This is a genomic window from Streptomyces sp. H39-C1, from assembly GCF_027158125.1.
Lineage (GTDB): Bacteria > Actinomycetota > Actinomycetes > Streptomycetales > Streptomycetaceae > Actinacidiphila > Actinacidiphila fildesensis.
In genome coordinates this window covers 39,912-53,159 of the sequence record NZ_JAPVLS010000048.1, presented here as the reverse complement: position 1 = coordinate 53,159, position 13,248 = coordinate 39,912, and the positions used below count along the sequence as shown (strand labels likewise).

Below are 13,248 nucleotides of genomic sequence, written 5' to 3'. Positions count from 1 at the left end.
CTGTCTGTCGGTGTGACCCGCCCGGGGCCCGTGGTCTGGTCTCGTGGTCCAGTCGTACTGGCTCTTCATGCTAACCGCACGGGCCGAGGGCCTGCCCGTGGGTGGCGTCATTCGGGGGTCCGCCCGCCCGATATCCTGGGGAACGTGACATTCCCGGTAGTCGGCATGATCGGCGGCGGCCAGCTCGCCCGTATGACCCACGAAGCGGGCATCCCGCTCGGTATCAGGTTCAAACTCCTCAGCGACACCCCGCAGGACTCGGCGGCGCAGGTGGTGAGCGATGTCGTCATCGGCGACTACCGCGATCTGGAGACCCTCCGCGCCTTCGCGCAGGGCTGCGACGTGATCACGTTCGATCACGAACACGTCCCCACCGAGCATCTGCGCGTCCTGGAGGCGGACGGCATCGCCGTCCGCCCGGGACCCGACGCCCTGCAGCACGCCCACGACAAGGGCGTGATGCGGGCGAAGCTCAGCGAGATCGGGGTGCCGTGCCCGCGGCACCGGATCGTCACGGACCCGGCGGACGTCGCGCGGTTCGCCGCGGAGGGTGACGGCTTCCCGGTCGTCCTCAAGACCGTGGTCGGCGGGTACGACGGCAAGGGCGTGTGGGTCGTGCGTGACGAGGACGGGGCCGCGGACCCGTTCCTGGCCGGCGTCCCGGTGCTCGCGGAGGAGAAGGTCGACTTCGTACGGGAACTGGCGGCCAACGTCGTGCGCTCGCCGCACGGCCAGGCCGTCTCGTACCCGGTCGTGGAATCCGTGCAGGTCAACGGGGTGTGCGACACCGTCATCGCCCCGGCGCCCGACCTCAGCGCCGAGCTGTCCGCGCAGGCCCAGCAGCTCGCGCTGACCATTGCCGCCGAGCTGGGCGTCGTCGGACACCTCGCGGTCGAGCTGTTCGAGACCCGGGACGGCCGGATCCTGGTCAACGAACTGGCGATGCGCCCGCACAACAGCGGCCACTGGACCCAGGACGGCGCGATGACCTCCCAGTTCGCCAACCATGTGCGCGCGGTCCTGGACCTGCCGCTCGGCGACCCGCGCCCGCGCGCGAAGTGGACGGTCATGGCCAACGTCCTCGGCGGCGACTTCCCCGATATGTACTCCGCGTACCTGCACTGCATGGCCCGTGACCCGCAGCTCAAGATCCACATGTACGGCAAGGACGTGAAGCCGGGCCGCAAGGTCGGCCACGTCAACACCTACGGCGACGACCTGGCGGATGTGCGCGAGCGCGCCCGGCACGCGGCCGACTACCTGCGAGGAACGATCACCGAATGACCGCCCACCCGTCGCCCGGCCCCCACTCCTATGGGAGCGCTGACGCGCGCACCTCTCCTGTCATCGGCATCGTCATGGGCTCCGACTCCGACTGGCCCGTCATGGAAGCCGCCGCCCAGGCGCTGGACGAGTTCGAGATCCCGTACGAGGTCGACGTCGTCTCGGCACACCGGATGCCGCGCGAGATGATCGCGTACGGCGAGCAGGCCGACGGCCGCGGCCTCAAGGCGATCATCGCGGGCGCGGGCGGCGCCGCGCACCTCCCGGGCATGCTCGCCTCCGTCACCCCGCTGCCGGTCATCGGCGTGCCCGTACCGCTGAAGTACCTCGACGGCATGGACTCGCTGCTGTCCATCGTCCAGATGCCGGCCGGCGTCCCGGTCGCCACGGTGTCCGTCGCGGGCGCGCGTAACGCGGGCCTCCTCGCCGTCCGCATCCTCGCCGCCCACGACCCCGAACTCCTCGGCAGGATGCGGCACTTCCAGGAAGAGCTGAACGAACAGGCCACCGACAAGGGCAAGCGGCTGCGCGCCAAGGTCCAGGGTGCGGCAGGCTTCGGGTTCGGCAAGTAACCAAGGAGACCCGATGGACCTGATCGCCCGCGCCACGGAACTGCTCGCCGCCCACCCCGTCGTGGACGGGCACAACGACCTCCCGTGGGCGCTGCGCGAGCAGGTCCGCTACGACCTCGACCGGCTCGACATCGGCACCGACCAGAGCGCCTCGCTGCACACCGACATCCCCCGTCTGCGCGCCGGCGGCGTCGGCGCGCAGTTCTGGTCGGTCTACGTGCGCAGCGACCTGGCCGGCGACGACGCGGTCTCCGCGACCCTCGAACAGATCGACGTGGTGCGCCGGATGACCGAGCGCTACACCGACGACCTGCGGCTCGCGCTCACCGCCGACGACATGGAGACGGCGCGCGCCGAGGGCCGGATCGCCTCCCTCATGGGCGCCGAGGGCGGCCACAGCATCAACTGCTCGCTCGCCACCCTGCGCGCCCTGCACCAGCTCGGCGTCCGCTACATGACGCTCACCCACAACGACAATCTCCCGTGGGCGGACTCGGCGACCGACGAGCGTCGCGCGGGCGGCCTCACCGCCTTCGGTGAGGAGGTCGTCCGGGAGATGAACCGCTGCGGCATGCTCGTCGACCTGTCCCACGTCTCCGCCGACACCATGCGGGACGCACTGCGCGTCAGCGAAGCGCCGGTGATCTTCTCGCACTCGTCCGCGCGCGCCGTCTGCGACCACGTGCGCAACATCCCGGACGACGTCCTGGCCCTGCTGCCCGCCAACGGTGGCGTCGCCATGGCCACCTTCGTCCCGAAGTTCATCCTCACGGACGCGGTCGCCTGGACCCAGGCCGCCGACGAGAACATGCGGGCCAACGGTCTGCACCACCTCGACACCACGCCCGCGGGCATGGCCGTCCAGCGCGCCTACGAGGCGGCGAACCCGCGCCCCGTCGCCACACCGTCCACGGTCGCGGACCACCTCGACCACATGCGCGAGGTGGCCGGCGTCGACCACCTCGGCCTCGGCGGCGACTTCGACGGCACGGCCTTCACCCCGTCGGGCCTGGACGACGTCGCCGGCTACCCGAACCTCATCGCCGAACTCCTGGGCAGGGGCTGGTCGGACGAGGACCTGGCGAAGCTGACGTGGCGGAACGCGGTGCGGGTGTTGCGGGACGCGGAAGCGGTTGCCGTCGTGGCGCAGGCGAAGAGGGGTCCGTCGCTGGCGACGCTTGCTGAGCTGGACGGCTAGCGCCGGGTTGCAGGTTTGCACCGGCGTGCGGTGGGTCGGGGGCCGGGCCCTCCGGGGTGGGTTTCGAAATCGACTATTTACGGGCCTGGCGGCCCACAAATAGCTCGGCAGCATTTCGAAACCCATCCCTGCGGCCCCGGCCCCCTCACGTGCGCTGCCGTCTGCGGGGAGCGGGTGATGGCGCCCCTCACATCAGCCGGTCCCACACTCTTCCTGCTCCCTCCGTGAGCAGGTGGTGGGGATCGTCAGCAGACGCAGAGGCAGAAGGGGTGGCCGGCGGGGTCGGAGAAGACGCGCCAGTTGCGCTTGCCGTCGTGGTCGTCCTCGAGGAGCTTTGCGCCGAGGGCGAGTACGGCTTCCTGTGCCGCGTCCATGTTCTCCACGGCCACGTCGATGTGGAACTGCTGCGGCCGCTGAGGGTCGGGCCACTGCGGCTCCACCAGGTGCGGGGCGCGCTGGAACGAGAGTTTGACGCCGTCGGTGGCGCGCAGCACCACCCAGTCGTCGTCGGCCTCCTCCACATCACCGCCCAGCACGGCTGCGTAGAAGGCGGCGAGTGCCTTGGGGTCGGGACAGTCCAGCACCACGGAACCCAGCTTGCCGATCATGGAGTACACCTCTCTCGATGTCGTTACCGCTATGAGCGTTCAACCGGTAACCGTTACTTCATGATGGCCCAGTGGAGGTAACGTGGCAAGGGTGGAGCAGCCCGGAGAACGCGCCCCCGCTCCTGGACTCCTCCTTCTGGTCCAGGATCTGGCGAACACCGTCGACCTGGAGTCGGCCGAGGACCAACTGCGCGTTCCCGCCGACCTCGACGCCTGGGCGCGGCACCACGATCTGCCCGACCTGAGCTTCGGCCCGGCCGACCTCGATGACGTGCTCGCACTCCGCGAAGCGCTGCGTGATGCCTGCCAGGCCCACACGGGAACACGGCTACCGGATCCCGCGGCAGCGGAACTGGAACGACTACTGCGCGCCGCGCCGCTGCTGCTCGCGATCGACGCGGAGGGCGGGGCCGGCGTACGCCCCGCCGACGGTCTCACCGGCGCCGCCGCCCTCACCGCCCACATCGCGGCGGGCATAGCCACCGCCGTCGCCGACGGCACCTGGCCACGCCTCAAGGCATGCGCATCCCACAGCTGCCGCTGGGTCTACTACGACCGGAGTCCGGCAGGCCGCAGCCGCTGGTGCACGATGGCCATCTGCGGCAGCCGAGCCAAAATGCGCGCCTATCGGAGTCGTACAACTACCTAGCCCCCGCTTGAGCGCCCGGCTGCCGTCCGGGTCGATGCCGACCCGGTAGCCGTGCAGACCGCTGGTCCTGGTGCGGTCGCGCTCGTACACCGCCACGCTGCGGGGTCCGAGTCCCCCACAAGCGGCAGATCGCCTCTCTGCCTTGCGCTGGGGGCGTCCTCAACTCGCAGGTGGCAGGCGACGCCCGGGGAACCCACCCGCAACCTGCGGTCGGGGGTCCGCCAACCCGAGCCGCTCACGGTTTGGACGTGAGGGGGACGGGTCCGCAGGGGTGGGGTTTCGAAATGCTGCCGAGCTATTTGTGGGCGGCCACGCCCGTAAATAGTCGATTTCGAAGCCCCGCCCCGGAGGGCCCGGTCCCCGCACCCACCACGAAGCGGCCAGGCGCGGCAGGAAGCCGCCGGCAGGCAAGTGGCAACGGCTAGGCGGACGGCCGGCCCATCGCCCGGAACTTCCAGCCCGCCGCACGCCACGCCGCAGGCGACAGCGCGTTGCGGCCGTCGATGATGTGCCGCGTCGCCGCCACCTCGCCCAGCGCCGCCGGGTCGAGTTCCTGGAACTCGCGCCATTCGGTGAGGTGCAGAACGACGTCCGCGCCGCGCACCGCGTCGAGCGCCGTCGCCGCGTAGCCGAGGGTGGGGAAGAGCAGCCGGGCGTTGTCCATGCCCTTGGGGTCGTAGACGGTGACCTGGCCGCCCTGGAGGTGGATCTGGCCCGCCACGTTGAGCGCAGGCGAGTCCCGTACGTCGTCGGAGTCCGGCTTGAAGGCCGCGCCCAGTACCGCGATCCGCTTCCCGAGGAAGCTGTCGCCGCCGACCGCCTCGCGGGCGAGCTCGACCATGTGGCCGCGCCGCCGCATGTTGATCGAGTCGACCTCGCGCAGGAACGTCAGGGCCTGGTCGGCGCCGAGTTCACCGGCGCGGGCCATGAACGCGCGGATGTCCTTGGGGAGGCAGCCGCCGCCGAAGCCGATGCCGGCCCGCAGGAACTTGTGGCCGATCCGGTCGTCGTGGCCGATGGCCTCGGCGAGCTTCACGACGTCGCCGTCGCCCGCCTCGCAGACCTCGGCCATGGCGTTGATGAAGGAGATCTTCGTTGCGAGGAACGCGTTGGCGGCCGTCTTGACCAGTTCGGCGGTGGGGTAGTCGGCGACGACGAACGGGGTGCCTTCCGCCACGGGCGTCGCGTAGACCTCGCGCAGGAGCTTCTCGGCGTGCGCGCTCGCGACGCCCACGACGACGCGGTCGGGGTGCAGGGTGTCCTGGACGGCGAAGCCCTCGCGCAGGAACTCGGGGTTCCAGGCCACCTCGGCGTCGGCGCCGGCCGGGGCCAGTTCGGCGAGCCGGGCGGCGAGCCGGGCGGCGCTGCCCACCGGCACGGTGGACTTGCCGACGACGAGGGCGGGCCGCCGCAGATGCGGGGCGAGCAGCTCGAAGGCGCTGTCCACGTAGGACATGTCGCTGGCGTACTCGCCGTGCTTCTGCGGGGTGTTGACGCAGACGAAGTGGACATCGCCGAACTCGGCGATCTCTTCCCACGAAGTGGTGAAGCTCAAGCGGCCGGTGGATCCCGCGATGCCGGCCACGTGCCGGGCGAGCAGGTCCTCGAGGCCCGGCTCGTACATCGGGACCTTGCCGGCCGACAGCAGCTCGATCTTGCGGGGGTCGATGTCCAGGCCCAGTACCTCGAAGCCGAGCTCGGCCATGGCGGCAGCGTGGGTGGCGCCGAGGTAACCGGTGCCGATGACGGTGAGCTTCAGAGGCATGCGAAGAGCATAGTCGCGTCCTGGTGTGCGAAATCCAGGGTGAGGCCATGGCCAGGTCCACACGGGAAGGACAGAATGCGTAGACAGTGCGAGGGGGTGGTGGCCGTGGATCGAGCCGGCCAGGGGGATGCGGTACCGAGACCCGGAGTGGGTCTCTCCAAGGCAGCGGGACCCGAAGCGGGTCAGCGGGACGAGGGGGCGGCCGAGCGGGCCGATCAGGCGGATGGGCTGGCGGAGCCGGGCGGTCCGGCCGAGCCCGAGGGGGACGGACCCGAGGAGACCGGGGGCCTGGTCCCCGGCGTGGCGGAGGACCCGCAGGAGACAGCGGTCCGCAGGGCCCGGCGGCGGCGCAGGACCCGTCGGGTGCTGCTCAGCGCCGTGGTGCTGCTGTGCACCGGAGCGCTGCTGATCGTCGGCACGGGCTGGTACGCGTACGAGCACTACACCGGCCGCGTCGACCGGATCCCGAACGCGTTCCCGACGAATGTGCCGGCCGCGGCGATACCCGCGCCCAGCAAGGGAGGACAAACGTTTCTCCTGGTGGGTATAGACGCGCGCTCGGACCTGCCGACCACCGGCAAGGGCGCGAAGGCGCCGGAGTGGCAGCCGGGTGCGCAGCGCAGCGACACGATGATGCTGGTGCACCTGCCGGAGGACGGGAAGCACGCGTATGTGGTCTCGCTGCCCCGTGACTCCTGGGTGGCGGTCCCGGGTCACGGCAGCGCCAAGCTGAACGCGGCCTTCTCCTGGGGCGGCCCGCCGCTGCTGATCGACACGGTGCAGCGGCTCTCCAAGGTGAAGATCGACCATCTCGCGGTCGTCGACTGGAGCGGCTTCCGGAAGCTGACCGACGCCGTCGGCGGGGTGGACATCACCGTCGACAAGACCGTCTCGCGGCGCAACGGCGCCGGGATGTGGGACGCGGGCACCCACCACATGGACGGCGACGAGGCACTCGACTACGTACGGGAGCGGTACGGGCTGCCGCGCGGCGACCTGGACCGCACCCACCGGCAGCAGAACTTCCTGCGCGCGGTGCTGAACAAGGTGCTGTCGGGGGACACCCTCAGCAACCCGCTCAAGGCGAAGCGGATGCTGGACGAGGTGACGAACTCGGTGAGCGTCGACGATTCGCTCTCGAACGGCGAGTTGCGTGACCTGATCTGGGGCATGAAGGACGTCAGGTCCTCGGACATGGCGTTCATGAACGCGCCCGTCGCAGGCTTCGACATGATCAAGGGCCAGTCGGTGGTCCTGCTCGACGGCAACGGCACGTCGGCCCTGTGGGAGGCGATGCGGAACGACACGATGGCGGACTACGTCGCGTCGAACACCCTCGACAGGCTGGGCAACAAGGTGTCGTGAAGCTCACGTGGGCCGGACGGGCCGATCGGCTCGATCCGGCCTACGATCGTAGGGTTACTTAACGGTAGTTAGCACTCGGGGAGTGAGACAGCCTTGGCCGGTTCTTCCGATTTCGACCTCTACCGGACGTCCGAGGAGCACGACATGCTCCGCGACTCGGTCCGTTCGCTCGCCGAGGCGAAGATCGCACCTTTCGCGACCGAGGTCGACGAGGAGGGCCGCTTCCCGCAGGAGGCCCTCGACGCGCTCATCGCGGCCGACCTGCACGCCGTGCACGTCCCGGAGGAGTACGGCGGCGCGGGCGCGGACGCCCTGGCCACCGTGATCGTGATCGAGGAGGTGGCCCGCGTCTGCGCGTCGTCCTCCCTCATCCCGGCCGTGAACAAGCTCGGCTCGCTCCCGGTGATCCTGTCCGGCTCCGAGGAGCTCAAGGCGAAGTACCTCGGCCCGCTGGCCAAGGGCGACGCGATGTTCTCGTACGCCCTGTCCGAGCCCGAGGCGGGCTCGGACGCGGCCGGCATGAAGACCCGCGCGGTGCGTGACGGCGACTTCTACGTCCTCAACGGCGTGAAGCGCTGGATCACCAACGCGGGCGTCAGCGAGTACTACACGGTGATGGCCGTCACCGACCCCGAGAAGCGCTCCAAGGGCATCAGCGCCTTCGTCGTCGAGAAGTCCGACGAGGGCGTCTCCTTCGGCGCCCCGGAGAAGAAGCTCGGTATCAAGGGCTCGCCGACCCGCGAGGTCTACCTCGACAACGTGCGCATCCCCGCCGACCGCATGATCGGCGCCGAGGGCACCGGATTCGCCACCGCGATGAAGACCCTCGACCACACCCGCGTCACCATCGCCGCCCAGGCGATCGGTATCGCGCAGGGCGCCCTGGACTACGCCAAGGGGTACGTCCACGAGCGCAAGCAGTTCGGCAAGGCCATCGCCGAGTTCCAGGGTGTGCAGTTCATGCTCGCCGACATGGCCATGAAGCTGGAGGCCGCCCGCCAGCTGACGTACGCGGCCGCCGCCAAGTCCGAGCGCACCTCCGGTGGTGCCAAGGACGAGGACCTGACGTTCTTCGGTGCCGCCGCCAAGTGCTACGCCTCGGATGTCGCGATGGAGGTCACCATCGACGCCATCCAGCTGCTCGGCGGCTACGGCTACACGCGCGACTACCCGGTCGAGCGCATGATGCGCGACGCCAAGATCACCCAGATCTACGAGGGCACGAACCAGGTCCAGCGCATCGTGATGGCGCGCAACCTGCCGAAGTAACCCCGTACGGAACACAAAAGCCGGAGGCACTCAGCTGAGTGCCTCCGGCTTTTTGCGTGATCATCCCTGAACGATCATTCAGGGATGATCATTCAGGCGGGAACGGCAGCGGCTTTTCTGCCGGGGGTCCACAGGCGTTTCAGCCGGCGCTCGGCGGGCTTCTCCACACATTCATGGAGAAATGCCGCAGCGGTGACGGAACTCACAAGCATGATGGCGACCACGAGGGCGTCGTGCCGCACTCCCGGACTCGCTCCCGAGCCGTAGTGGCTGAAAGCCCGGAGCACGATCGCATGACACATGTAGAAGGCGAACGACCATTCCCCGAGTTTCACGAGGGCTTTGCGGCGCAGCAGGGAGGCACCGCTCCGTACGTCGCGCAATGCCACCGTCGTTATGGTCAGGGCGAAGATCGGCATGAACAGCGCGTCGAACATTCCGGGTGCCGGCACGACGTGGGAAACCCAGTGCGGATGCCTGGTCCACGCCCAGCAGAGGGCGATCATTCCGGCCAGCAGGGCGATGGAGACCCGGGCGCCTACCGGCGGCCGCCAGCCGCGCCGGGCGGCCACCGCGGCGCAGATCCCGAGGACGAACATCGGGGTCAGCGCGAGCGGCGAGGCGAAGATCAGACGCTCGGTCGCGGCCGGGTAGTGGTGCCACACGGGCCACAGCCGGGTGCCGGCCGTGGCCGCCGTCATGAGGACCGCGATCAGGCCCAGGCACCAGGAGGCACACCGGTCGAGCAGCTTGTACAGCAGGGGGAACGCCAGGTAGAAGAAGGCTTCCACCGAGAGCGTCCAGGTGACGATGTTGACGGTGAAGAAGTGGTCGGTGGTCCACGCCTGGGTGAAGCTCAGGGTGTACAGCAGGCCGGTGAACGAGAAGGGCGTGCCGTACCACTGCTTCTCCAGGAGGCCCGCCACGACCGCGGTCACCGCCAGCAGCGGCCAGATGCGCGCGAACCGCCGCCAGTAGAACTGGCGCGCGGTCCCGCCGGGCTTCGCCGACCACGCCATGACGAATCCGGAGAGTACGAAGAAGAAAGGCACTCCTTCGTATCCGATTTGCATGAGCGAGGTCAGCGAGGGTATTTCGTTGAAATAGCCCTTGGTGTGGAAAGAGAAGACACCGGCGGCCGCGAACCAGCGAAGCGCTGTTACCGAGTCCACTCTTATGGGAGTGACGGTACGGTCGGCGGGCTGTTTTCCCGTCGGCGCCGCGGAGGCGTCGTTCCCGGACCTCGGTCTGTCCAGTACGGGAACTATGACGGGAACATCCGTCTTCATGCCTCACCCCTATAGAGCCGCCGGTTCGAACGGCTGAGCATATAGGAATGCTGTGAGGGCTCTGTGGGCCACCTAGGTGATGAAGCGACCAAATCGGGCGGAATGTCTGCTATTGCTTTCCGGAGACCGTGACCGTCTCGTCGTTCTTCAGCTGAGCGAACAGCTGCTTCGACTTCGCCGAGTCCCACTTCACCGCGACACCGTCGTTGCGCGTCGGCAGATTCGCGGTGGAGATCGGAACGGTCATCGACTTGCCGTCGCCGCCGGTCACGCCCTTCATCGCCCAGAACATCGAGGTGATGTTCCACAGGCTCATGTCCTTGTCGACGATGAGGGTGTCGAGGCCGGAGCTGATCACCGGGTAGAGCGTGAACGGGTCCAGCACGGTGGCCGGCGAAGCCGCCTGGTGGGCGAGCGACGACAGGAACTTCTGCTGGTTGCGCATCCGGCCCAGGTCCTGGTCGGCCTCCTGGTGCCGCTGCCGGACGAAGGCGAGACCCTGCTTGCCGTCCAGCGTCTGGCAGCCGGCCGGGAAGTCCGCGCCCGACGCCTTGTCCTTGAGCGGCTTGTCGAGGCACATGTCGACCCCGCCGAGCGCGTCCACCAGGTTCACGAAGCCGGAGAAGCCGATCTCGGCGTAGTGGTCGATGTGCAGACCGGTGTTGAACTCGACGGTCCGGGTGAGCAGCTCGGGGCCGCCGTCCGCGTAGGCTCGGTTCAGCTTGTGGGTGGCCGCGGGGTAGCGCTTGTGGGACTGCTGGCCGGTGAAGGCCGGGATGGTGACGTACGAGTCACGCGGCAGGCTGAGCATCGTGTTCCCGTTGTCACCGACGTGCAGCACCATCATCGAGTCGGTGCGCTTGCCCTCGGCGGCGCCGGTGTGCAGATCCTGCTCCTGCTCCTTGGAGAGCCCCTCGCGGCTGTCGGAGCCGACGATGAGGTAGTTCGTGCCCTTGCCGCCGGTCGGCCGGTCCTCGACCTTGCTGAGGTCCACCTCGCGGCGCACCTTGCCGTCGGCCCAGAAGTAGGTGCTCACGGACACCACCAGCAGTGCCACGACCAGACCCAGCAACGTGAACTTCACGATGCGGCCCCGGCTGCCGGGCCGGCGGCCGGAACCCCGGCCGCGTCCGCCGCCGGTGCTGGGCGGCCCGTAGCCGTCGCCGCCGGATCCGCCGCCGTACGAAGGCTGCGGGGGAACCCCGCCCACGGCGCCCGCGCCCGCCCGGGAAGCGGCCGCGCCACGGCGCGGCGACAGCTCGGGGGGCAGTGGCGGCTCGGTGCGCCGGCGCTGCTCTGCTTCGTTGGTCCATCCGCTCATAGCCAAAGTGTGCCCGCTGGAGGCCGCACTCCGGCAATCACAGGCGGTTCTGTGGCAGACCCGATGCATTTCCCCCGGGTTGTCACAGGGCGGTCATCGCGAAGTCCCGGCCAGGGGTCTCCCGGCCACCGCCGTGCCGCTCGGGACGGCCGTGCAGCCGCTCCCACAGCGCCACCAGGGCCCGGTGCACCCGGGGGGAGTCGATGCCCTCGACCGCCCGTCCGGCGTCGCCGGCCAGCCCCCGCGCCCGGTCCGCGGCCCCCTGGTCGAGCGCGGCCACGGCCCGCAGGACGAGGGTGCCGGCCCGGTCGCGGGCCCGGCCCTCGGGCAGCGCGGCGAGGGTCCGCCGGAGCCAGTGGTCGGCGGCGGCGGGGCGGCCCAGCGCCAGCTCGCAGGCCGCGGCCTCCGCGCAGTAGTCGGCACGGTGGTCGGCGCTGCTCCGGGCGTCCGGGGTCAGGATGGCGCCCGCCGCGGCGAGCAGCCGCTGGCACACGTCGGCCTGTCCCAGTACGGCGTGGGCCCGGGCCTGCCGGGCCATGAGCAGCGCCGAGGAGTGACGTACGGAGCCGGCGGGCTCTTCGGTGACTGTGGCGGTGGTCACGGCCGGGGCGGCGGCGCGGCCGTCGCCCGCCGCTTCCCTGGCGAGGCCCGCACGGGCGGCCCGCGCCACGGCCAGCGCCTCCTGCGGGCGCCCGGCGCTCAGGCACTGCAGGCTCATGGCGGCGAGGACCCGTGCTCCGAGCGGCCGGTCGGCTGCCGCGTGCGCGGCCGAGAGCGCGGCGCTGAAGTACCGCTCGGCCGCGGCCTCGTGACCGGTGTCGAAACAGGCGCGGCCGGCGAGGCACGCCAGCTCGCCCGCGAGCGCGAACAGCCGCCGCGCCGGGAGCTCCGCGGCGGCCGGTCCCGGCCGTGCGGCGGGCCCCTTGGCCAGCAGATCGGTGACGAGGCGCAGCTCGGCGTCGGCCACCGCGCGGACCGGCCCGCCGCCGAGCGCGGCCTCCATCCGGCGCAGCGCCGGGACCCGCTCCTCCAGCGCGGCGAGCGCGGCGAGCAGCGCGGGCGGAACGGGGGCGGCGGGAGCGTCGGGCACGGCGGCCGGACCCGTGCGCTGCGACGGCACGGAGGCCGGCACCGGGACGGAGGCCGGCACCGGAGCGGGGACCAGAACCGGGGCGGGTCCTGATACGGGGACGAGCAACGGCGCGGGCGCGGCCACGGTCGCCGCTGCCGGCACGGTTGCGGGCCGGGGCCACGACCGGGGCGCGAGCGCGAGCCACCGCTGGGCCGCCGCCGCGGCGCTGCCCGCGCCCGCGACCACGAACCCGCGCCGGTCGTGCAGCGCGGTGCCGGCCGTCGCGTCGAGCGCGGCCACGCAGTCCTGCGGCGTCCAGGCGACGCGCGCCGCAGGACGGTCGCCCACTGGCAGCCAGGCCGGCCACGGGGAGGAGGACAACAGGGTGTGCGGAACGCCGAGTTCGCTGGCGAGGGCCTGCTGGGTCTCCAGGTCGGGGACGACGCCGCGGTGCTCCCAGCGCCACGCCTTCTCCCGGCGCGCGGACATGTTGCCGACCCGGCGGGCCACGATGTCGACCACGTCCTGGTACGTCCAGCCGCGCTCCGCGCGTATACAGCTCAACGGGTGGCCCAAGGGCTGCTCCCCGTCGGTCACCGCGCGGTTCCCCGGCATGCGGTCCCCCTCCCCGTCCTCGGCTTTCGGATGCCGCACTGTAGCGCCGTCAAATGACCGGCTGTGAAAGTTCGTTGGCGCGGTGAGGCTACAGCGAAGCTACACGGGCGTTCCGACCGCGCCGCGAGGCCCTGATCCGGGCCTGGAGGCCCGGCTTCCGGGGGGCCTGGAGTGCCAGCGGTCGATGGCACCAAATGCCGTTCGCTGAACGGTTATTGACAATGGGGCCGCCGGAACGGTC

Annotated in this window: 11 protein-coding genes; 6 read left to right on the top strand and 5 right to left on the bottom strand. The window is 70.5% G+C overall.

Annotation, left to right across the window (positions count from 1 at the left end; all coding sequences use genetic code 11):
- The first annotated feature begins 144 nt into the window (after positions 1-144).
- From O3W51_RS28380 to O3W51_RS28370, 3 genes are read left to right on the top strand one after another with little or no spacing between them, the layout of a single operon-like run.
- Entirely contained in the window at positions 145-1,284 is a 1,140-nt protein-coding gene (locus tag O3W51_RS28380; RefSeq protein WP_138356124.1) for a 5-(carboxyamino)imidazole ribonucleotide synthase, read from the top strand.
- Positions 1,281-1,856 carry a 5-(carboxyamino)imidazole ribonucleotide mutase gene (gene purE / locus O3W51_RS28375; protein ID WP_138356125.1) on the top strand — a complete coding sequence of 192 codons (576 nt, stop codon included), beginning with the start codon at positions 1,281-1,283 and terminating at the stop codon, positions 1,854-1,856. The genes O3W51_RS28380 and purE overlap by 4 nt, the downstream gene beginning before the upstream one ends.
- A 13-nt stretch (positions 1,857-1,869) precedes the next feature.
- Positions 1,870-3,054 (top strand): dipeptidase, encoded by a 1,185-nt coding sequence (locus O3W51_RS28370; RefSeq protein ID WP_138356126.1) that lies wholly within the window; start codon positions 1,870-1,872, stop codon positions 3,052-3,054.
- 245 nt (positions 3,055-3,299) lie between these two features.
- Here the strand turns inward: O3W51_RS28370 and O3W51_RS28365 are convergent, their stop codons facing one another.
- Complete coding sequence (locus O3W51_RS28365) at positions 3,300-3,662, bottom strand: VOC family protein (RefSeq protein WP_138356127.1); 363 nt, start codon at positions 3,660-3,662, stop codon at positions 3,300-3,302.
- 91 nt (positions 3,663-3,753) lie between these two features.
- On the opposite strand from O3W51_RS28365, the gene O3W51_RS28360 reads away from it, so the two are divergent.
- Positions 3,754-4,311 (top strand): CGNR zinc finger domain-containing protein, encoded by a 558-nt coding sequence (locus tag O3W51_RS28360; RefSeq protein ID WP_138356128.1) that lies wholly within the window; start codon positions 3,754-3,756, stop codon positions 4,309-4,311.
- 421 nt (positions 4,312-4,732) lie between these two features.
- On the opposite strand, the gene O3W51_RS28355 is transcribed toward O3W51_RS28360, so the two are convergent.
- Positions 4,733-6,076: a UDP-glucose dehydrogenase family protein gene (locus O3W51_RS28355; RefSeq protein ID WP_269287667.1), complete on the bottom strand. Its 1,344-nt coding sequence runs from the start codon at positions 6,074-6,076 to the stop codon at positions 4,733-4,735.
- 147 nt (positions 6,077-6,223) lie between these two features.
- Between O3W51_RS28355 and O3W51_RS28350 the strand changes: the two genes are divergently transcribed.
- Positions 6,224-7,441, top strand: coding sequence for an LCP family protein (locus tag O3W51_RS28350; protein WP_244809201.1), 1,218 nt, complete (start codon positions 6,224-6,226; stop codon positions 7,439-7,441).
- A gap of 93 nt (positions 7,442-7,534) precedes the next feature.
- The gene (locus tag O3W51_RS28345) at positions 7,535-8,710 is read left to right on the top strand and encodes an acyl-CoA dehydrogenase family protein (protein ID WP_138356131.1); all 1,176 of its coding nucleotides are present in this window, start codon (positions 7,535-7,537) and stop codon (positions 8,708-8,710) included.
- A gap of 92 nt (positions 8,711-8,802) precedes the next feature.
- On the opposite strand, the gene O3W51_RS28340 is transcribed toward O3W51_RS28345, so the two are convergent.
- The 3 genes from O3W51_RS28340 to O3W51_RS28330 form a co-directional block, all read right to left on the bottom strand.
- The gene (locus tag O3W51_RS28340) at positions 8,803-9,882 is read right to left on the bottom strand and encodes an acyltransferase family protein (RefSeq protein WP_187144897.1); all 1,080 of its coding nucleotides are present in this window, start codon (positions 9,880-9,882) and stop codon (positions 8,803-8,805) included.
- 226 nt (positions 9,883-10,108) lie between these two features.
- Positions 10,109-11,320, bottom strand: coding sequence for an LCP family protein (locus tag O3W51_RS28335; RefSeq protein ID WP_138356133.1), 1,212 nt, complete (start codon positions 11,318-11,320; stop codon positions 10,109-10,111).
- A gap of 82 nt (positions 11,321-11,402) precedes the next feature.
- The gene (locus O3W51_RS28330) at positions 11,403-13,007 is read right to left on the bottom strand and encodes a hypothetical protein (protein WP_269287666.1); all 1,605 of its coding nucleotides are present in this window, start codon (positions 13,005-13,007) and stop codon (positions 11,403-11,405) included.
- Positions 13,008-13,248: the final 241 nt, after the last annotated feature.